The organism is Hominimerdicola aceti (assembly GCF_025567495.1).
GTDB classification, from domain to species: Bacteria; Bacillota; Clostridia; order Oscillospirales; family Ruminococcaceae; genus Hominimerdicola; species Hominimerdicola aceti.
On sequence record NZ_JAOQJZ010000001.1, the window covers coordinates 184,231 to 204,410 of the forward strand.

Annotated in this window: 16 protein-coding genes; 11 read left to right on the plus strand and 5 right to left on the minus strand. The window is 44.6% G+C overall.

Annotated features, from left to right (window positions below; genetic code table 11):
- The first annotated feature begins 270 nt into the window (after positions 1-270).
- Together carB and OCV57_RS01050 are read left to right on the plus strand one after the other, a co-directional pair.
- The gene (gene carB / locus OCV57_RS01045; protein WP_117939577.1) at positions 271-4,326 is read left to right on the plus strand and encodes a carbamoyl-phosphate synthase large subunit; all 4,056 of its coding nucleotides are present in this window, start codon (positions 271-273) and stop codon (positions 4,324-4,326) included.
- A gap of 130 nt (positions 4,327-4,456) precedes the next feature.
- Positions 4,457-5,662: an LL-diaminopimelate aminotransferase gene (locus OCV57_RS01050; RefSeq protein ID WP_041337153.1), complete on the plus strand. Its 1,206-nt coding sequence runs from the start codon at positions 4,457-4,459 to the stop codon at positions 5,660-5,662.
- A 289-nt stretch (positions 5,663-5,951) separates the two neighbouring features.
- Here OCV57_RS01050 and OCV57_RS01055 read toward each other — a convergent pair whose 3' ends face one another.
- The 3 genes from OCV57_RS01055 to OCV57_RS01065 form a co-directional block, all read right to left on the minus strand.
- A complete protein-coding gene (locus OCV57_RS01055; protein ID WP_267300234.1) occupies positions 5,952-6,770 on the minus strand; it encodes an AraC family transcriptional regulator in 819 nt (272 codons plus the stop codon).
- Between the two features lie 65 nt (positions 6,771-6,835).
- On the minus strand, positions 6,836-7,192 hold the full coding sequence (gene spoVAE / locus OCV57_RS01060) for a stage V sporulation protein AE (protein ID WP_041337154.1): 357 nt from the start codon (positions 7,190-7,192) through the stop codon (positions 6,836-6,838).
- Positions 7,192-8,208 (minus strand): stage V sporulation protein AD, encoded by a 1,017-nt coding sequence (locus tag OCV57_RS01065; protein WP_041337155.1) that lies wholly within the window; start codon positions 8,206-8,208, stop codon positions 7,192-7,194. The genes spoVAE and OCV57_RS01065 overlap by 1 nt, the downstream gene beginning before the upstream one ends.
- A 255-nt stretch (positions 8,209-8,463) precedes the next feature.
- Between OCV57_RS01065 and OCV57_RS01070 the strand changes: the two genes are divergently transcribed.
- Together OCV57_RS01070 and OCV57_RS01075 are read left to right on the plus strand one after the other, a co-directional pair.
- Entirely contained in the window at positions 8,464-9,717 is a 1,254-nt protein-coding gene (locus tag OCV57_RS01070; RefSeq protein ID WP_195246157.1) for a DUF975 family protein, read from the plus strand.
- Complete coding sequence (locus OCV57_RS01075; RefSeq protein WP_267300235.1) at positions 9,717-10,466, plus strand: putative ABC transporter permease; 750 nt, start codon at positions 9,717-9,719, stop codon at positions 10,464-10,466. Before OCV57_RS01070 ends, OCV57_RS01075 begins: the two co-directional genes overlap by 1 nt.
- Before the next feature lie 180 nt (positions 10,467-10,646).
- Here the strand turns inward: OCV57_RS01075 and OCV57_RS01080 are convergent, their stop codons facing one another.
- Positions 10,647-10,994, minus strand: coding sequence for a type II toxin-antitoxin system PemK/MazF family toxin (locus OCV57_RS01080; RefSeq protein ID WP_022287405.1), 348 nt, complete (start codon positions 10,992-10,994; stop codon positions 10,647-10,649).
- 249 nt (positions 10,995-11,243) lie between these two features.
- On the opposite strand from OCV57_RS01080, the gene OCV57_RS01085 reads away from it, so the two are divergent.
- The gene (locus tag OCV57_RS01085; RefSeq protein WP_267300236.1) at positions 11,244-12,059 is read left to right on the plus strand and encodes an Mrp/NBP35 family ATP-binding protein; all 816 of its coding nucleotides are present in this window, start codon (positions 11,244-11,246) and stop codon (positions 12,057-12,059) included.
- Positions 12,060-12,711: 652 nt separating this feature from the next.
- Here OCV57_RS01085 and OCV57_RS01090 read toward each other — a convergent pair.
- On the minus strand, positions 12,712-14,430 hold the full coding sequence (locus OCV57_RS01090; protein ID WP_022287403.1) for a phospho-sugar mutase: 1,719 nt from the start codon (positions 14,428-14,430) through the stop codon (positions 12,712-12,714).
- Between the two features lie 220 nt (positions 14,431-14,650).
- On the opposite strand from OCV57_RS01090, the gene OCV57_RS01095 reads away from it, so the two are divergent.
- From OCV57_RS01095 to der, 6 genes are all read left to right on the plus strand, one after another.
- Entirely contained in the window at positions 14,651-15,859 is a 1,209-nt protein-coding gene (locus OCV57_RS01095; RefSeq protein WP_267300237.1) for a D-alanyl-D-alanine carboxypeptidase family protein, read from the plus strand.
- 154 nt (positions 15,860-16,013) lie between these two features.
- On the plus strand, positions 16,014-17,345 hold the full coding sequence (locus OCV57_RS01100; RefSeq protein WP_041337158.1) for a glucose-6-phosphate isomerase: 1,332 nt from the start codon (positions 16,014-16,016) through the stop codon (positions 17,343-17,345).
- Between the two features lie 96 nt (positions 17,346-17,441).
- Complete coding sequence (locus tag OCV57_RS01105) at positions 17,442-17,846, plus strand: hypothetical protein (RefSeq protein WP_022287400.1); 405 nt, start codon at positions 17,442-17,444, stop codon at positions 17,844-17,846.
- Positions 17,847-17,962: 116 nt separating this feature from the next.
- Complete coding sequence (locus tag OCV57_RS01110; protein WP_022287399.1) at positions 17,963-18,406, plus strand: YceD family protein; 444 nt, start codon at positions 17,963-17,965, stop codon at positions 18,404-18,406.
- Positions 18,407-18,458: 52 nt separating this feature from the next.
- Positions 18,459-18,641: a 50S ribosomal protein L32 gene (gene rpmF, locus OCV57_RS01115; RefSeq protein WP_022287398.1), complete on the plus strand. Its 183-nt coding sequence runs from the start codon at positions 18,459-18,461 to the stop codon at positions 18,639-18,641.
- A 197-nt stretch (positions 18,642-18,838) separates the two neighbouring features.
- Positions 18,839-20,170 carry a ribosome biogenesis GTPase Der gene (der, locus tag OCV57_RS01120; RefSeq protein WP_046439994.1) on the plus strand — a complete coding sequence of 444 codons (1,332 nt, stop codon included), beginning with the start codon at positions 18,839-18,841 and terminating at the stop codon, positions 20,168-20,170.
- Positions 20,171-20,180: the final 10 nt, after the last annotated feature.

The following is a 20,180-nucleotide window of genomic DNA, read 5'->3' on the forward strand; positions in this document are numbered from 1 at the left end:
AGGGGCGAACAGTGTTCGCCCGTGGCTGACGGAATGTGTTTGATATGACTATTGTAGTGTTCATTATTCGAGCGGCTTTTATATGGGGCGGTCGTGATAGTGAACGGGCGAACGCTGTTCGCCCCTACATTATGTTTTACTGAGGTCGTTAAGCTTTAACACAGAGGGTTGCTGGGTGCGGTTTTCGAGAGTGTGAGAAGGGATAACTCCTCACTCCTCACTCCTCACTTTCAGCGTTTCCCTAAACTTTTCAGAAAGGATTGAATTTAAGTGCCTTTAAATAAAGATATAAAGCGAGTTCTCGTTATCGGCTCGGGTCCTATCGTTATAGGTCAGGCTGCAGAGTTTGACTATGCAGGTACACAGGCTTGCCGTGCGCTCAAGCAGGAGGGTCTGGAGGTTATTCTTATAAACTCTAACCCTGCTACTATCATGACGGACAATGCTATGGCTGACAAGATATACATTGAGCCGCTTACTCTTGAAACTGTTAAGAGAGTTATCAAAAAAGAACGCCCTGACAGCCTGCTTTCTACCCTTGGCGGTCAGACGGGTCTTACGCTTTCTATGCAGCTTGCTAAGGAGGGATTCCTTGACAAGTATAATGTTAAGCTTCTTGGTGCTAACCCTGAAACTATCGACAAGGCTGAGGACAGACAGATGTTCAAGGACACTATGGAGTCTATCGGTCAGCCATGTATCCCTTCAAAGGTCGTTAATACTGTTGAGGACGCTGTAGACTTCGCTAATCAGCCTGGTATCGGTTATCCTCTTATCATCAGACCTGCTTTTACCCTTGGCGGTACTGGCGGCGGTATAGTTAATGATGAAGAAGAACTGAAAGAGATCACAAGAAATGGTCTTTATCTTTCACCTATCACTCAGGTGCTTGTTGAGAAATGTATCGCAGGCTGGAAAGAGATAGAGTTCGAGGTAATGAGAGACGCTAAGGGCAACGTTATCACTGTTTGCTCAATGGAGAACTTTGACCCCGTTGGTGTTCACACAGGCGACTCTATCGTTATCGCTCCTGCTGTTACACTGGCCGATAAGGAATATCAGATGCTCCGTTCTGCGGCTTTGAAGATAATCGATACTCTTAAAGTAGAGGGTGGCTGTAACTGTCAGTTCGCTCTTAACCCTGACAGCTTCGAGTATGCTGTTATCGAGGTAAACCCTAGAGTTTCACGTTCTTCCGCACTTGCTTCTAAGGCGACAGGTTATCCTATCGCTAAGGTTGCAGCTCAGATAGCTATCGGATATACTCTTGACGAGATAAAGAATGCTGTAACAGGCAAGACTTATGCTTGCTTTGAGCCTGCCCTTGACTATGTTGTTGTTAAGCTCCCTAAGTGGCCTTTCGACAAGTTCGTTTATGCTAAGCGTGAGCTTGGTACACAGATGAAGGCTACTGGTGAAGTTATGGCTATCGGCTCAACTTTTGAGCAGGCTATAATGAAGGCTGTAAGAGGTGCTGAGATAGGTCATGACTGCCTTATCTCACCTAAGATGCTTGACCTTGATGACAAGACTATCCATGACAGACTTTCTGACTGCACAGACGAAAGACTTTTCGTTGTATACGAGGCTCTCAGACGTGGCGTTTCTGTTGATGAGATACACAGCATCACTAAGATAGACGAGTGGTTCCTCTACAAGCTCTGTAAGCTTATAGACATGGAAAAGACGCTCAAAAATAACTTCAACGAGGAAACTTATCTTGAAGCTAAGAAGATAGGCTATACTGATAAGGTCATCGAGAAGATAACAGGCAAGAAGATAGAAAAGCCTGTTCATGCTGTATTTAAAATGGTTGATACCTGTGCGGCTGAGTTTGCGGCTATGACACCTTACTTCTACTCAACATATGACAATGAGGACGAGGCAAGCGAGTTCATTGCAAACAGGGGTCATGACAGAAAGACTGTTATAGTATTCGGTTCAGGTCCTATCAGAATAGGTCAGGGTATCGAGTTCGACTATGCGTCAGTTCACTGCGTATGGGCTTTGAAAGAAAAGGGCTATGACGTTGTTATCGTAAACAACAACCCTGAGACAGTTTCAACTGACTTTGATACTGCTGACAGACTTTATTTCGAGCCTCTTACTGACGAGGACGTTATGAATATCATCAGAGTTGAAAAGCCTGTTGGAGTTGTTGTGGCATTCGGCGGACAGACTGCTATCAAGCTCACAAAGCATATGGCTGAGCATGGTGTAAACATTCTTGGTACTCCTCCTGACGCTATCGACGCTGCTGAGGACAGAGAGAGATTTGACGAACTGCTTGAACAGCTGAAAATAAAGAGACCGCAGGGCTTCACTGTTATGACTTGTGACGAGGCTCTCGAGGTTGCAAATAAGATACACTATCCTGTTCTTATGAGACCTTCTTACGTTCTCGGCGGACAGAACATGATAATCGCATTCAACGATGACGATATCAAGGAATACATGGCTATCATTCTCGACCAGGGAATAGAGAACCCTGTACTTATAGACAAGTATCTTATGGGCACTGAGCTTGAGATAGACGCTATCTGTGACGGCGAGGATATTCTTATCCCTGGTATCATGGAGCATATCGAGAGAACAGGTATCCACTCAGGCGACTCTATTGCGGTTTATCCTGCATGGAACGTTTCTGACAGCTTGATAAACAGAATTATCGAATGCTCAAAGAAGCTTGCTATCGCTCTTAACACTAAGGGTCTTGTAAACATTCAGTATATCGCTTACCATGACGAGATATATGTTATCGAGGTAAACCCACGTTCTTCAAGAACTATCCCTTACATTTCTAAGGTAACGGGCGTTCCTATGGTAGACCTTGCAACTAAGTGTATGCTTGGCGAGAAGCTGAAAGACATGGGCTACGGCACTGGTCTTTACAGAAATTCACCATATGTTGCCGTTAAAGTTCCTGTATTCTCATTCGAGAAGCTTATCGGCGTTGACAACCACCTTGGACCTGAGATGAAGTCAACAGGTGAGGTACTTGCAGTTTCTAATTCTCTTGAAGAGTCACTGTATAAGGGCCTTACTGCTGCTGGCTACAAGCTTGGCAAGAAGGGCGGAGTATTCATCACTGTCAGAGATTCTGACAAGGGCGAGATACCACAGACGGCTAAGATGTTCGCTGATCTTGGATTTAAGATATACGCTACAAACGGCACTGCTAAGGTGCTTCACGAGCATGGCATTGACGCTGAGGTAGTTGCTAAGATACACGAGAACGAGGACAACAACACTCTTACACTTATCGAGAGCGGAAAGATAGCTTATGTTATCTCAACTTCTTCAAAGGGCAGGATACCTACAAGAGATTCTGTTAAGATAAGAAGAAAGACAGTTGAGTGGAACATTCCTTGTCTGACTTCTATCGACACCGCAAACGCTATTGCGGCATCTATCAGAAGTAAATACACTGAGTCAACTACTGAGATAGTTGATATCAACAACATGAGAACTGAAAAGCAGACATTTGAGTTCACAAAGATGCAGGGCTGTGGCAATGACTACATCTACTTCAACTGCTTTGACCAGAGAATAGACAATCCTGAGGGTCTGGCACTCAATCTGTCTGACAGACACTTCGGTATCGGTGGTGACGGTGTTATCCTTATCTGCCGTTCAAAGGTCGCAGACGCTAAGATGAGAATGTTCAATCTTGACGGTTCTGAGGGCAAGATGTGCGGAAACGGTATCAGATGCGTTGCTAAGTTCATGAGAGATAACGGCATTGTTGACAAGGACGAAATGACTATCGAAACACTTTCGGGTATCATGACAGTTTCACTTATCCGTCACTACGGTGAGGTAAGCGGTGCTACTGTAAACATGGGCAAGGCTATTCTTGCTCCTCACCTTGTTCCTGTTGAACTTGAGCCTGACGAGAACGGCAGGGTAGTTGACAGAAAGGTGAACATTGCAGGAAATGACTACAACATCACCTGCGTTTCAATGGGCAACCCTCACGCTGTTGTATTCATGAACAATGTTGACAGCCTTGACATTGACAAGGTAGGTCCTGAGTTCGAGCATGATAAGATATTCCCTGAGAGAGTGAACGCTGAGTTCATCAAGGTGATCGACGACCACACACTCAAAATGAGAGTATGGGAGAGAGGCTCCGGCGAAACTTGGGCTTGCGGCACCGGTGCTTGTGCAGCAGCAGTTGCGGCTGTTCTTAACGGATTCTGCAAAAAGGACGAGGAAATATCTGTTATACTTAAGGGAGGCACTCTTAAGATAAGATACACAGACGAGGCTGTATATCTTACAGGCGACGCTGTAACAGTATTCTCAGGTCACATCGTAATGTAAATTTCGCAGCGGACACTGCGTTAAAAAAGCGGCAGCCGCAGAGCATTTTGAATGTGCTTTGCGGCTGTGTGCGTTTTATAAGTTTGACCCGTGAAACTTCGGGTCGCAAAAATGAAAAGGAGTTGGAATTATGCCAAGTATAAACGAAAATTTTCTCAAGCTGGAAAAGAATTATCTTTTTATAAACATTGCCAAGAAGGTAAAGGCTTTCACTGAGGCTCATCCTGAGGCTGACATTATCAGAATGGGTATCGGCGACGTTACTCAGCCTATCGCAAAGTGCGTTGTTGAGGCGATGAAAAAGGGCGCTGACGAAATGGGCGTCAAGGAAACATTCAAGGGCTATGAGGACAGCGGTGCAGGATATGACTTCCTGAAAGAGGCTGTTGCAGGCTACTACAAGAGCTTCGGTGTTGACATTCCTGCTGACGATATCAGGATAAACGACGGTGCAAAGTCTGACTGCGGAAACATTGTTGACATTTTCGGTGACGACAATGTAGTGCTTATCACAGACCCTGCATATCCTGTTTATGTTGACACGAACCTTATGAACGGCAGAAAGGTAATTTATGCTGATTCAAACGAGGAGAACAACTTTGCGGCTATGCCTGACGAGAACGTAAAGTGCGACATTATTTATCTTTGCTCACCTAACAATCCAACGGGTTCTGTTTACACTAAGGAGCAGCTTAAAGTTTGGATAGACTATGCAAAGAAGAACAACGCTATCATCATTTACGATTCTGCATACGAGGCATTCATTACAGAAAAGGACGTACCAAGAAGTATTTTTGCTGTTGAGGGTGCAAAGGAATGTGCTATCGAGATGTGCTCACTTTCAAAGACAGCAGGCTTCACAGGAATGAGATGCGGATATACAGTTATCCCACACGAGCTTGTTGTTAAGGCATCTGACGGCAGTGAAGTATCTATCGCTCAGCTTTGGGGCAGACGTGAAGGCTCAAAGTTCAACGGTGTATCATATCCTGTTCAGTGTGCTGCTGCGGCTGTATTCACTGAGGAGGGTCAGAAACAGACAAGAGCAAACATTGAATACTATCAGAACAACGCAAAGGTAATGGCTTCCACACTTGACGAGCTTGGTATCAAGTACACAGGCGGCAAGAACTCGCCATACATTTGGCTGAAATGCCCTAACAACATGGGTTCTTGGGAGTTCTTTGATTATCTTCTTGAGAACGCAAATGTTGTTGGCACACCTGGCGCAGGTTTTGGCAAGAACGGCGAGGGCTGGTTCAGACTGACTGCTTTTGGTGATAAGGACAGAACTGTTGAGGCTATGGAGAGAATAAAGAAGCTGCTTTCTAAGTAGTGAGGAGTTAGGAGTGAGGAATTATTCTTGCTTTTACTCTGATATTCTCGGATAGGTTTTATATGATTTTAAAAGGGCGGTTTTGACCGCTCTTTTTTTTGTATGCAAATTCTATCGCCGCAAAATCGCTTCGCTCTTTGCGGGGTGGGGTTGTAAAATGAGATAGTAAAAGCGGTGCAGAGTTTTTTACTCCGACACCGCTTTGTTATTTGCTTTAGTTTGTGTTTCTTATACTTTGCATTGGTGATTTGTTCGATTTGGCGTTGCCATTCCTCACTCCTCACTTAGCCTACACCTTTATTCTCCGATACTCTCCCGGAGTCATATTTTCATACCTTTTGAATACCACGGAGAAATAAGATCCGTCCTGAAAGCCCGTTTCATCTGATATCTCGCCTATGGTCTTGTTGGAATAAACAAGCAGATCCCTTGCGTGCTGTACCCTTACTTGCGCAAGATACTCCATAGGTCTGAGCTGAAAATTTTTCTTGAAAAGTCTGCATAAGTGCTGCTCGGATACTCCTGCGATTTTTGCAAGCTCGTTAAGCTTTATTTGCTCCGGATAATGCTCTTCAATATACTGCAATACGTCAGCCAAGGCAACAGATTGTGCGGTATAAAATGACGAGAGCCTGTTATCTGCTATTTTACGATATTCTATAAGAAAGTCGTAAAGCTGTGCTGAAGCGTAATGATTTCCATAAAGCTTATCACTTTTCAGAGTATAATAGATGCGTGTTATGATACGGCGTAATCTGTCCATATCTACCCCTTGAATGGCGGTGAACTTATTAAGCTTCCACTGCTCCAAGAGGGGAATGACCTGTGAGCCGGAAAAGGCTATCCAATCCAGATACCACGCATCACTTAGCGCATGATACTCATGTGGACAGAATGGGGGGATGTAGAAAACAGTATCGGGAGGTATTTTTGTGGTTTCTCCGTTTATTATGACCTCGCCCTCCCCTGAGCGTGACAAAAATATTTGTGGGTACTCGTAGCCATCTGCACGTTTTATTGGAAACTGCCAGCTTTCAAGTCCCAGACCTACCACATAAAAGGGCAGTTTTTTTTCGTCGCCTATGACGGGATATATCTGTTTGTACATTATTCTGCACCCCCAATTTACATATCTTTATAATACCACTGGGTTTGGGGTTTGTCAAGATAAAACTATTCTTTTGCTGAGCTTTTAAAGAAAAGCGAAAAGATAAAGGCGAATGTCATGGCTGCAGTTATGCCTGCGGCGGAGGCGGTAAGTCCCCCTGTGAAAATGCCTAGGAAGCCTATTTTATCTATCTGTTCACGGACACCGTTATAGAGAAGATAGCCGAAGCCCGTGAGAGGGACAGTTGCGCCACAGCCTGAGAGGTCTATAAGTGGCTTATAAAGTCCCAGCGCACCTAGAAGCACGCCGCCTGTGACGTATGCCACCAGTATTCGTGCGGGGGTCAGTTTTGTGAAGTCCATAAGCACCTGTCCTATGGCACAAAAAAGACCTCCTATAAGAAAAGCCCATAGATAGTCCATTAGTTTGCTCCTTTCATATCTTTTTCCCCTGACAGCCACACGAGATGTGAGATAGAGGGGATAGATTCCCCTTGCTGATTTACTGTTGGTGACATTAGCGCACCCGTGGCAGCAAAGAGGATATTTTTTATTTCACCTGCACGGAGCTTCGGGAGAAAATAGCCGCACAGAACGCTTCCTGCACAGCCACAGCCGCTTCCCCCTGCGTGGATATCCTGCTCGTCAAAGTCATAGAGCATCATACCGCAATCTTTATGATTGTCACGGATATTTATATTTTCACGCTCGAAAAGCTCACAGAGAATACGGCTTCCAACTTTGCCAAGGTCGCCTGTGACGATATAATCGAAGTCGGAGGGGGTCATGCCTGTGTCGGTGAAAAATGTGCTTATGGTGGAAAAGGCTGCAGGTGCCATGGCTGCACCCATGTTGTTGGCGTCGCTCACGCCCAAGTCAACTATTTTTCCGATAGTACAGCCCCTGATGTAGGGGGGCTTGTCCGAGGGGGCAACCACCAATGAGCCTGAGGCTGTGGCTGTCCACTGAGATGTGGGAGTACGCTGTCCACCGTAGTTGAGGGGAAAGCGGTACTGTCTTTCAGCGGTGCAGAAGTGGGAAGATGTGACCGCCATTGCTTTTTTTGCCAGGTCGTTGTCAACGAAAAGAGAGGCGAGGAGAAGTCCCTCCGCCATGGTGGAGCAGGCTCCGTAAATGCCGAGAAAGGGCATTTCAAAGGCTCTTACGCCATAGGTAGTGCCGACACACTGATTTAGCAGATCACCGCCGAAAAGCACGTCTATATCCTCGGGGGAGAGGGCGGCTTTATCCAAAGCGTGAAGCACTGCCTGCTTTTGAAGCTGACTTTCGCCCTTTTCAAAGCTATCTGTGGATAAATAGGGATCGTCATTTATTTTGTCAAAATAATCGCCCAAAGGTCCTTCGTTTTCTTTCTTGCCGCCTATGGCTGCGAAAGAGATGACAGAGGGTGAGGTTTTCATAAGCTTAGTGGCTTTCATTTTATCACTCCTATTGATGAATATCGTCATTTGATGTTATTTTCTACATTGCAGATGAAAATATGCAAAAAAAGTTTGGCGTTTTAAACGTAAACTTAAAACTATCTTAAAATAAACTTGTTTTGATCTCAAAATCGTTGACATATTCACAAAAAAAAGATATAATTAAATAGTCGATTTATTGTTGATTATGTAGTGTTTTGTTAAGTGGTATGTGTGAAGGGAGGATATGTCCCGTCGGGGGCATAGTTTTAGATGAAGAAAAATGAAGATAAGCCAGTGGTCATAAAGCTTGACCGAAAAAAAATAAAGCAGTCGGCTAAAGGCAGGGTGAAGCGAAATTATATCGCCTGCATAGCAGTGTGCTTCATAATGGTATTTATTGCAGGAGAATATGGCTCGACCACGCAGAATATGTCAAGCTATGATAATTCTCACGTTGCTGATCTTAAATATGACGCCGAAGATAAGGAAGAGATCATTGAGGATATGGTTAAAAATGAACTTACGGCAGAGCAGGTCAGTGACAAGTGGCAGATAGATAATCCTGACGCTGTAAAAAAGTGGCTGGACGCTTATAAAAAATACGGAGTTGACGGGCTAAATTCAAAGGAAGTCACGTTCTTTGGTTCATCAAACGACACTTCTAATCTGGAAGCACTGGCAGACGCTTTTTCTTTTAGCCGAAATGCAAAGGAAAAGGCACAGACCTATCTTAATGACAGGCTCAATAATTTTACAGCCTCTGCTTCGGTTTATTTTGACAGTGCAACAAGCTCTAATTCCTATCAGTTTTCATTGCTTACGGCGATAATGAATGTTTTAGGAAAAAAATCCACATGGGATACTATAGTTTCATTCGTGTATTTTATTTTCCAGTTGATGTTCACCATATTCATAGTAAATGTGCTTTGGGTATGTGAGAGAAGATTTTTCCTTGAAAATCACACATACAAGAAAACGAAGATAGGCAGACTAGGCTTTCTTTTCCGCGAGAGAACGCTTCACCCCGCAAGGACTATGTTTGTAACTAGCATATATCAGACCTTATGGGCGTTTACTATCGTGGGATATCCTATAAAACATTATGCCTATTCAATGGTACCGTTCATATGTGCGGAAAACCCTAACATCAAGACGAGAAAGGCAATAAAGCTTTCTATTGCCATGACTAGGGGATACAAGTGGCAGCTTTTCAAGGTGGATCTTTCTATGATAGGCTGGACACTGCTTTCGAGCATATCGTTCGGTGCGGTGGGAGTATTCTGGTCTAACCCATACACAACTGCGATAGACGCAGAGGTGTATTTACAGCTAAGGCGTGAGGCTATCAAGAACAAGATAGAGGGCTATGAGGAGCTTAATGACAAGCTGCTTGACCTTGACCTTCTGGAAGAGCTTATGGCTGAGGAAGCTGCACAAAAGGGCGAAAATCCTGACATTGTTAGAAGCATACCGATATGCACGATAAAAGTGCCTGAAAATAATGAGAATGGGGGCGGTGAATAATGGAGAGAACGCTGACGCTTGACGATCTGCGGGAATTTGAGCAATACCCCGGTCTTGCGGTAGACAGAAAGGCGCATTTCAGCCGATTTGCCAACAAGACTATAGTTCACCGTGACTATCACAGAAACTATACACTCATGACGTATATACTGCTGTTTTTCATATTCGCATTTATAGGCTGGATATGGGAAGTGGGCATACACATCGTTGAGGACGGAGTTTTCGTCAATCGAGGAACCATGTTTGGCCCATGGCTTCCTATATATGGTTTTGGCGGTGTGTGCGGTATAATACTGCTGAAGCGGTTCATAGACCACCATGTGGCGACTTTTTTCCTTGTTGTGGGGTTATGCTCGGTGGTCGAATACGCAACGAGCTGGTATCTTGAAACGTTCAAGCACATGAAATATTGGGATTATACGGGATATTTCTGCAACATCAATGGCAGGATATGTCTTGAGGGGGCGTTGATATTTGGCTTTGCAGGCTGTGCAGGAATATACATCATGGCACCGTTTTTTGATGATCTTTTGAAGAAGATACCATTCAAGGCAAGGTTTGCGGCGTGCGTGATACTTGTTGTATTATTCTGTTGTGACGCTGTTTACTCAAAGGCTAATCCTAATCAGGGCAAGGGCATAACTGATTATGCGGCTTACAATCTGCCTTTTCACAGTGTCGTGGTTAGTGAGGAGCTAGGAGTGAGGAGTGAGGAATTATTATTGCTACACTCTGATATTCTCGGATAGGTTTGATATGACTATTAGAAGGGCGGTTTTTGACCGTCCCTACGGATTTTTTTTGGATAGAAAAGCGGTGCAGAGTTTTCACTCCGACACCGCTTTATCTTTTGTTCTTTATTTAGTGCTTGTGATTTACTCGGTTTGGCTATGCCATTCCTCACTCCTCACTCCTCATTCCTCATTTAACTAGAGCTTTAATCCAAAGCTTATTGATAATGCCGAATTTACTGCGGACATGGAGCTTACGTCAAGTGTTCCCATTTTCTCCTTTAGCCTTTTCTTGTCCAATGTACGGATCTGTTCCAACAATACCACGGAATCTTTCGCTAGTCCGCAGGTGCCACCGCCAACTTCTATATGTGTCGGCAGTTTCGCTTTATCAAGGCGGCTCGTTATTGCCGCTGCTATCACTGTGGGTGAATGCTTATTGCCTATGTCATTTTGTACTATCAGCACCGGTCGCATACCGCCTTGCTCTGAGCCTACCACTGGGCTGAGATCTGCATAATATATATCGCCCCTGTGTACAGTCACTTGTAAACACTCCTATTCTATGGGCTTTCGCCTTGATTTGCAGGCTTTTGCTCCTGCTTGTTCCTATTATTGCCTTATTATCGGGGTATTATACCAAAGTATCTATTTTGTTACAAGGTGCAGGGCTGTTTTATTTTATGCGGCAGCAGTGCTTTGGGTGAAAAGTCAGTATTGGTTGACTTTTCACGGTCAAAGTGATATACTTAACATAGTAAATAAAGGCGTAAATGCCTTGAAAGGAATGATTCTATGAGCGAAGGCTGCACACATGATTGCGAAAACTGTGCTTCAAAATGCTCTGATAAAAAGAGCTTGAAAGAGGAGCTTAATGCTGCGAGCTCTGTGAAAAAGGTATATGCAGTAATGAGTGGAAAGGGTGGCGTAGGCAAGTCTTTGGTGACAAGTATGCTCGCAGTAACGGCACAAAGACGTGGTTTTAAGACCGCTGTGCTGGACGCTGACATAACAGGCCCGTCTATACCGACAGCGTTTAATATCCACGAGAGAGCTAATACCAATATGTATGGCATTATCCCTGCGGTGAGCAAGACCGGTATTGAGATAATGAGCCTTAATCTGCTTCTTGAAAATGAAACTGACCCTGTTGTATGGCGTGGCCCTGTTATCGCAGGTGCAGTGAAGCAGTTTTGGACAGATGTGGCATGGAACGACGTTGACGTGATGTTTATAGATATGCCACCTGGAACAGGCGACGTGCCTCTGACAGTTTTTCAATCTATTAAGGTTGACGGCATAGTTATCGTCACTTCGCCACAGGAATTGGTTTCCATGATAGTCGAGAAAGCGGTGCATATGGCGGATATGATGAAAGTACCGGTGCTTGGAATAGTGGAGAATATGTCATATTTTGAGTGTCCTGATTGTGGAAAGAAGCATAATATCTATGGTGAGAGCCATGTGGACGAAGTGGCAGTGAAGTTTGGCATAGACGCTGTGGCGAAAATGCCTATAGACCCGAAGTTTGCGAAAGCTTGCGATAATGGTGAGATAGAAGAAGTCGAGGGCGGCTGGCTGGATACGATCGCGGATAAACTTCTCGGTTAAAGTGAGGAGTGAGGAATGAGGAATGGCATAGCCAAACCGAACAAATCACAAGCATAAAGTAAAAGTCAACACCGAGCGAAGCGAGAGATAAAACGCAGGCTCAAGCCCGGCGTTAGAGGGCTTGCAGGGTCAAGGGACAGAGTCCCTTGCGGAGCTTGAGGCAGAGCCTCAATAGGCGTAAGCCTACCAAGCGGTGCAGAAAAAGTAAAGAAGAAATATAAAGTAGTGATTAAAACAAAGCGGTGTCGGAGCACAAAACTCTGCACCGCTTTTTCCATCCCATAGCACAACGTAAAATCCGCAAAGAGCGTAGCGATTTTGCGGCACAGCGAATTTGTCTGAACAAGATGTAGGGGCTGGCGCCCTCGACAGCCCGCTCGAAGCGGTAAGGTTTGATTATTCATGAATTTGTGTAGACGTGCCGTGTGCGGAAATGTTGTGCCGTACAGTGTTTTGAAAAAATATGCCGAACGTTGTGCGGATAACGTAGAATTGGACAGGCAAACGAGAAGCGGGACGTCGCATTTCTGCTTGCAGAAATTGCGCTGCTCCCCTACATGGTTTGTGAAATGCAAAGCATTGTGTGGATATCGCAAAAAAAGCAGGCAAGTCAAAAAACTGACTCGTCTGCTTTCATTATATTCAGTAATTATTAGAAACCAAGAATGCCCTTGAAATCTTCAATAAGCTTTTCTTCCTGTGCTTCTGCATCAGCTCTTGTGTCGCCGATAGTTGTGTAGTATGCCTTGATCTTTGGCTCTGTGCCTGAAGGTCTGATTATTACACTTGCACCCTGCTCAAGCTTGAATGCGATAACATCTGACTTTGGAAGTGTAAGAACTGTCTTTGCGCCTGTTTCAAGGTTTGTTTCCTCAGATGCAAGATAATCTGCTATGTCTACTACCTTGAGTCCGCCAATAGCCTTAGGTGGATTAGCTCTCAGATCTGTCATGATCTCCTTCATTCTCTCCATTCCGCTTGCACCCTCGCACTGGAATGACTTCTGGCTGTGGAGATAGTTGCCGTACTTCTTGTACATATCTTCTCTTGCCTGAAGCAGTGAGATGCCCTTTGTTCTGTAGAATGCTGCCATTTCACAAATGAGCATTGAGCCTACTACTGCGTCCTTATCTCTTACATATGAGCCTGCAAGATAACCATAGCTCTCTTCAAATCCGAAGATATATCTGTCGTCCTGTCCCTCTTTCTCAAGGAAACCGATCTGCTCGCCGATAAACTTGAAGCCTGTGAGAACTTCTCTAAGCTCTACATTGTACTCTGCTGCTATCTTCTTGCATATGTCTGTTGTTACGATAGTCTTAACAGCTACAGGATTCTTTGGCATTGTGCCAAGAGCTGTTCTTTCCTGACAAATGTATTTGAGAAGCATTGCGCCTACTTCATTTCCGCTGAACAGAACATAGTTGCCCTCTGGGTCAGGTACTGCGATACCAACTCTGTCACAGTCTGGGTCTGTTGCAAGAAGAAGATCAGGCTTTACTGTCTTGCAAAGCTCAAGTCCCTTTGCAAGGGCTTCCTTTATCTCAGGGTTAGGGAATGGGCAGGTAGGGAAGTTTCCGTCAGGATTTTCCTGCTCAGGTACTACTGTTACTTCCTTTATGCCTATCTTCTTAAGGATAGCTCTTACAGGCTTGTTTCCTGTGCCGTTAAGAGGAGTGTATACTACCTTCAGACCGCTGTCTGCTACGAGGTCAGTATGTACGCCCTGTTGAGCTACCTTGTCAAGATACTTGTCGATAACTTCCTGCTTGATGTATTCAATCTTGCCAGACTTGATGCCGTCCTCAAAGTCCATTACCTTTGCACCGCCAAACATCTCAACTGCGTTGATCTTGCCGATAACTGTGTTTGCAACATCGAGTGTGATCTGACAGCCGTCCTCGCCGTAAACCTTGTAACCATTGTACTTTGCAGGATTGTGTGATGCAGTTATAACGATACCTGCCTGACATTTAAGCTCTCTTACAGCCCATGAAAGCATTGGAGTCGGCATAAGCTCTGAATAGATGTATACCTTTATGCCGTTTGCAGCCAGAACTGCAGCAGCTTCCTTTGCGAACTTGTCAGACTTGATACGGCTGTCATATGCGATAGCTACGCTGCCGTTTTCAAATGCGCCGTTTACATAGTCTGCAAGACCCTGTGTTGCACGTCTGATAGTGTAAACATTAAGTCTGTATGCGCCTGCACCGATAACTCCTCTGAGTCCGCCTGTGCCAAATTCAAGATCTCTGTAAAATCTGTCCTGGATTGCAGCCTCGTCGCCCTCGATAGACTTAAGCTCTGTCTGGAGATCAGGATCGTCAACAGCCTTTTCACACCAAAGCTTGTAAAGTTCCATTTCTGTCATTGTTAAATCACCTCATATAAATATTTCGCTTATAAAATACACATTTCTATAGAATACATTATAGCACACTCCCATATTTATTTCAAGAGTTGTAACAGTTATTTAACAAATTCCTGCAACTATTTACAAATGAGTTTCCGGAAACATTTCGGGGCATAATGCTAATTTCGGGACAGGGTGAATATAAATATAAAAATAGTATATGTGAGAGGTGGAAAATGTGAAAATATTAAGGAAAATATGCTCGGCAGTGTTATGTGCGGCGGTGGCAGTGTTTATGGTGTGCTCGCTGGCGGAGGGAAAAGAAAAAGCAGGTGCGCTGTCAGCGGAGGACTTTGTGCCTGCGGACACTGTGGCGGTGAGCGATATCATAGAGGGGCTTACGGCTAGGTCTGCAGTGGTGACGGAGATGACCACAGGCAGGGTGCTTTTTGAGAAAGAGCCACAGGAGCAGTGTGAGTGCGGTCACTATGCGAAGCTCATGGTGCTTTTGCTCACAGCAGAAAAGATAGACAGCGGTGAGCTTTCCATGAGCGACACGTCAGTGGTGTCGGAGTATGCCAACTCTCAGCAGGGAAGCCAGATATGGCTTGACAAGGGAGAGAAGATATCTGTGGAGGAGCTTATAAAATCAGTGTCTGCAGGCAATGCAAACGACGGCTGTGCGGCGCTTGCGGAAAAGGTGGCAGGCTCGGCAGACAAGGCGGTGGAGCTTATGAACAGCCGTGCGAAAATGCTTGGCATGAATGGTACTGTTTACACTGATTGTACCGGCATGGGAGAGGGCAATGTTACAACAGCAAAGGACACGGCTTTGCTTTGTTCGGAACTTGCAAAATACAAAAATCTCACTCCTTACCTTACCTGCTGGCTTGACACTGTGAGAGACGGCAAGGCGGAGCTTGTAAATCTTAATAGGCTTGTGCGTACTTACAAGGGCGTAACAGGCATGAAAGCGTGGGGAAGTGAAAAGGCCGGGAGCTGTATTGCGGCAACGGCTGAAAAAGGGGATATGTCAGTATGCGTAGTGCTTAACGGCTGCGATTCGCAGGAGGATATGAATGCTGAGGCGAAGAAACTTCTGAACTTGGCGTTCGATACATATGAGATATACACCCCTGAACTTCCTGAGGATATGATAAAGGAAACTGTGGTGTGCGGAGGAGAGGAACTTTCTGTGAAGCTTGCTCCCGAGGGGCTTTATCCTATAGTTATACCGAGGGGAACATATCGTATGGTGGAGTGCAATTTTACGGCAGAGGAGAAGCTTGACGCACCTGTGAAAAATGGCGAAACTGCGGGAGAAATAAGATACACCATGGGCGGCGAGGTGATATTAGAGGGAAAGATAGTAGCCTGCAAAGAGGTGAAGAAAATGAATTTTATCTGCGGCATAAAAAAGCTTGTGTACAATTTGCTGAGTATGTAATATTATATTTGTTTAAAATGTACAAAAGATGATTTCGCTTTATAAAACTCTTGAAATGTTCACAAAAATATAGTATAATTTATCTAGTATTAGCGGAGGAACGTGTTTTATGGTATCACGCTCTCCGACAGGTAAGGAAAGGAAATGAAGGATAATGTCATTAAAGCTTAACACAAAGTATCTTGAGGGTTTTGTAAGTGAACATGAATACGAGGGTATGGCTGCGCAGGTAACTGCCGCTCATAACACTCTGGTAAACAGAAACGGTCTGGGAAATGACTTTCTCGGCTGGGTAACACTCCCTGAGGATTATGATAAGGAAGAATTTGCAAGGATCAAGGCTGCTGCCGCAAGGATCAAGGAAAAGTGCGATGTTCTCATCGTTATCGGTATCGGCGGATCTTATCTTGGTGCAAGAGCTGCTATCGAGCTGCTCAAGTCGCCATTCTACAACAATCTTAAGAAGGATACTCCTGACATCTATTTTGTCGGAAACAATATCAGTTCGGCTTACCTCAATGAGGTGCTTTCAATTTGCGAGGGCAGAGATATCTGCGTAAATGTAATTTCAAAGTCGGGCACAACAACTGAGCCTGCACTTGCTTTCAGAATTTTCAAGAAGCTTCTTGAAGATAAGTATGGCAAGGAAGAGGCTAAGACAAGAATTTTCGCTACAACAGACAAGGCTAAGGGTACTCTTAAGCAGCTTTCTGACGAAGAGGGCTATGAGACATTCGTAGTTCCTGATGACGTTGGCGGAAGATTTTCAGTTCTTACAGCAGTTGGCCTTCTCCCTATCGCAGCAGCAGGCTGTGATATCGACAAGCTCATGGCTGGTGCAAGAGAGGGTATGAAGAAGTATTCTGCTGATGATAACAACGATTGCTATAAGTATGCAGCTCTCAGAAACATTCTTTACAGAAAAGGCAAGAGCGTTGAGATGCTCGTTTCATATGACCCTTCATTCACAATGATGGGCGAGTGGTTCAAGCAGCTGTTCGGCGAGAGCGAGGGCAAGGACGATAAGGGTATATTCCCATCTGCCGCTACATTCTCTACAGACCTGCACTCACTTGGTCAGTTCATTCAGGACGGCTCAAAACTTATGTTTGAGACAGTTATGCACATCAAGACACCAAAGAGCGACCTGTTCTTGGAGCCTGACAAGGATAATCTTGACGGACTTAACTTCCTCACAAATCAGAATATGTCAGTTGTAAATGAAAAGGCATATCAGGGTACTATCCTTGCTCACACTGAGGGCGGCGTTCCTAATATCGTTATAGATGTTGACAAGCTCGATGAGGAAAACCTTGGCGAGATGATCTACTTCTTTGAGAAGGCTTGTGCTATCTCAGGTTATATGCTCGGCGTAAACCCATTCAATCAGCCGGGTGTTGAGAGCTACAAGAAGAATATGTTCGCTCTTCTCGGCAAGCCGGGTTATGAGTCACAGAAGGCTGAACTCGAGGCTAAGCTGGGCTAATATCCTAAAGGCAGAACAAAAGGAAATTTTGAGCGTTTCCCCTTCGGGGGTCTGCTCTTAAAATAAATGCTTTAATAAGCGGAACGGAGAGTTTATATGATTAATTTGATTCCAGGTAAAAAGGGCACAGGCAAGACTAAGATACTTGTTGATTCTATCAAGAAGGCTGCTGAAAATGCTACAGGCAACGTTGTTTGCATCGAAAGAGGTATGCAGCTTACCTATGACCTTCCTCATAATGTAAGATTGGCTGACGCTGAAGAATACGGTATCAACAGCTTTGACAGCTTCTATGGCTTTGTTGCAGGTCTGATGGCTGGCAACTATGACATTCAGGAAGTTTTCGTTGACGGTATCCTGAAGATCGGCGGCAGAGATTATGACGCTCTTGGCAATATGCTTGAAAAGGTAGCAGTTCTCACAAAGGACGTAAACGTTACTTTCACAGTATCTGCTGACGTTGATGAGCTGCCTGCAAAGGTAAAGGCTTTCATCAAGTAAGGCTTTGCGCTTCGTTTATTGGTATTTTGATAGCAAAAACGAAAAAATTGAAAAAAAGTATTGACAAATCACGTTTCTCAGGTTATAATGGAATTTGTGATGTTTGAGGTGCAAGTATGAATGTACAGTTGAAGGAACTTTTCGATATAATCGGAGAGCGAAAAACGATCGATTATTCCATAACAGCAGACAAGCTGTCGGAGTATGGCGGATATTCTTTTGCATCGCCCGTTGCGGTAACAGGTGAGATAGAGAACAGGGCAGGGGTGGTAACGCTCAGGTTCAAGACTGTTTTTACTATGGATCACACCTGTGACAGATGTCTAAAGGAGTTCAGCAGGGAGTATGTTTATGACTTTGAACACACTCTGGTGAGAAGTGTTCAAAGCGACAGAGACGATTATGTGGTCTGCGAGAACAATACTCTTGATCTGGACGAATTAGCTATTTCAGATTTGTTGTTACAGCTGCCTACAAAAATTCTTTGCAGGGATGACTGCAAGGGTTTGTGTTACGTTTGCGGACAGGATTTGAATGAGGGCAAATGTAACTGCTCTTGACGGGAAATAGCTGAACAGACTATAATGATTTTACTGACGAGGAGGTGCCAGAATGGCAGTACCAAAGAGAAAAGTATCCAAGGCTAGACGTGACAAGAGACGTTCAGCAGTTTGGAAGCTTGACGCACCTGCACTTTGTAAATGTTCTAACTGCGGTGAGCTTACTTCACCACACAAGGTTTGCAAGAATTGCGGTTATTATAAGGGCGTAGAGGTTATCAAGAAGGAAGCATAATTTTTGATAAGCACATAGAGCAGAATGGCTTAGGTCGTTCTGCTCTTTTTTGTTGTAGCGGTGAAAAAGGCTGGCGAACGCTGTTCGTCCCTACAGGTCAGGTGTGTATTCCTCGTATGGTTGACAAAACGTGAGAAATTGTGTTATACTATATGATGTATCAATGTGCAAATTTATATGAAATGAGGTCGATATATATGTCATTGCCGATCGTTGCGATAGTTGGCAGACCTAATGTTGGTAAGTCTACTCTTTTTAATAAGCTTATCGGTCAAAGACTTTCTATAGTTGAAGATACTCCTGGCGTCACAAGAGATAGGATATATGCAAAGTGCGAATGGCTCGGACACGAGTTCATGCTGGTTGACACGGGCGGAATCGAGCCTGAGTCTGATGATATTATCCTTGCTCAGATGCGCAGACAGGCGGAGCTTGCTATACTGAAAGCTGATGTCACCATTCTTGTGACAGACCTTAAATGCGGAGTTACTGCCACTGATTATGAGGTGGCACAGATGCTTTTGAAATCGGGCAAGCCTATCGTGCTTTGCGTGAACAAGGTGGATAATGTGGGCGAACCGCCTATGGAGCTGTATGAGTTCTATAATCTCGGTTTGGGCGAACCGTTCCCTGTTTCTTCTGTACATGGTCACGGAACGGGCGATCTCCTTGACGAGGTGCTGAAATATCTCCCTGAGGAAAATGAAGAGGACGATGACGATGATTCGATAAAGGTCGCTGTTATCGGCAAGCCTAACGTTGGAAAGTCCTCTATAATAAACAAGATATGCGGTGAGGAACGTGTTATCGTGTCAAATATTGCAGGCACTACCCGTGACGCTACTGACTCGGTTGTGGAAAATGAAAAGGGCAAGTTCGTTTTTATCGATACGGCTGGTATCAGACGTAAGTCAAAGGTGCTGGAGACTATTGAGAAATACTCTGTGTTGAGGGCTTATATGGCTGTTGACAGAGCCGATGTTGCGGTTATCGTTATTGACGCAACTGTGGGATTTACTGAGCAGGATTCAAAGGTGGCAGGCTATGCTCACGAAAAGGGCAAGGCTTGCGTTGTTGCGGTGAACAAGTGGGACGCTGTTGAAAAGGACACTAACACCATGAACGAGTTCCAGAAAAAGCTTCAGGACGATTTCAGCTTCATGAGCTATGTGCCTTTTGTGTTCATCTCTGCAAAAACAGGTCTTAGAATGGACAAGCTTTTTGATACTATCAAGTTCGTTGCAGAGCAGAACTCTATTAGAATACCGACAGGCAGACTTAACGATGTTCTTGCATATGCTACCCAGAGGGTACAGCCACCGTCTGACAAGGGCAGAAGGCTGAAGATATACTACATGACGCAGGTGTCTACCAAACCGCCTACATTCGTGTTTTTTGTAAACAGAGCCGATCTGTATCATTTTTCCTATCAGCGTTATATTGAAAATCAGATAAGAGAGACCTTCGGACTTGAAGGCACGCCTATCGTTTTCAAAATAAGAGAGCGTGACAAGGACGACGTTAAATAAAATTCTGGAG

Bases quoted from the DNA above. Each gene is read 5' to 3' on its own strand.
- spoVAE (WP_041337154.1), bottom strand. From the start codon at position 7,192: ATGGACTATCTATGGGCTTTTCTTATAGGAGGTCTTTTTTGTGCCATA.
- OCV57_RS01055 (WP_267300234.1), bottom strand. From the start codon at position 6,770: ATGTACAAACAGATATATCCCGTCATAGGCGACGAAAAAAAACTGCCC.
- OCV57_RS01065 (WP_041337155.1), bottom strand. From the start codon at position 8,208: ATGAAAGCCACTAAGCTTATGAAAACCTCACCCTCTGTCATCTCTTTC.
- OCV57_RS01105 (WP_022287400.1), top strand. From the start codon at position 17,442: ATGATTAATTTGATTCCAGGTAAAAAGGGCACAGGCAAGACTAAGATA.
- OCV57_RS01050 (WP_041337153.1), top strand. From the start codon at position 4,457: ATGCCAAGTATAAACGAAAATTTTCTCAAGCTGGAAAAGAATTATCTT.
- OCV57_RS01090 (WP_022287403.1), bottom strand. From the start codon at position 14,430: ATGACAGAAATGGAACTTTACAAGCTTTGGTGTGAAAAGGCTGTTGAC.
- der (WP_046439994.1), top strand. From the start codon at position 18,839: ATGTCATTGCCGATCGTTGCGATAGTTGGCAGACCTAATGTTGGTAAG.
- rpmF (WP_022287398.1), top strand. From the start codon at position 18,459: ATGGCAGTACCAAAGAGAAAAGTATCCAAGGCTAGACGTGACAAGAGA.
- OCV57_RS01075 (WP_267300235.1), top strand. From the start codon at position 9,717: ATGGAGAGAACGCTGACGCTTGACGATCTGCGGGAATTTGAGCAATAC.
- OCV57_RS01085 (WP_267300236.1), top strand. From the start codon at position 11,244: ATGAGCGAAGGCTGCACACATGATTGCGAAAACTGTGCTTCAAAATGC.
- OCV57_RS01100 (WP_041337158.1), top strand. From the start codon at position 16,014: ATGTCATTAAAGCTTAACACAAAGTATCTTGAGGGTTTTGTAAGTGAA.
- OCV57_RS01110 (WP_022287399.1), top strand. From the start codon at position 17,963: ATGAATGTACAGTTGAAGGAACTTTTCGATATAATCGGAGAGCGAAAA.
- OCV57_RS01070 (WP_195246157.1), top strand. From the start codon at position 8,464: ATGAAGAAAAATGAAGATAAGCCAGTGGTCATAAAGCTTGACCGAAAA.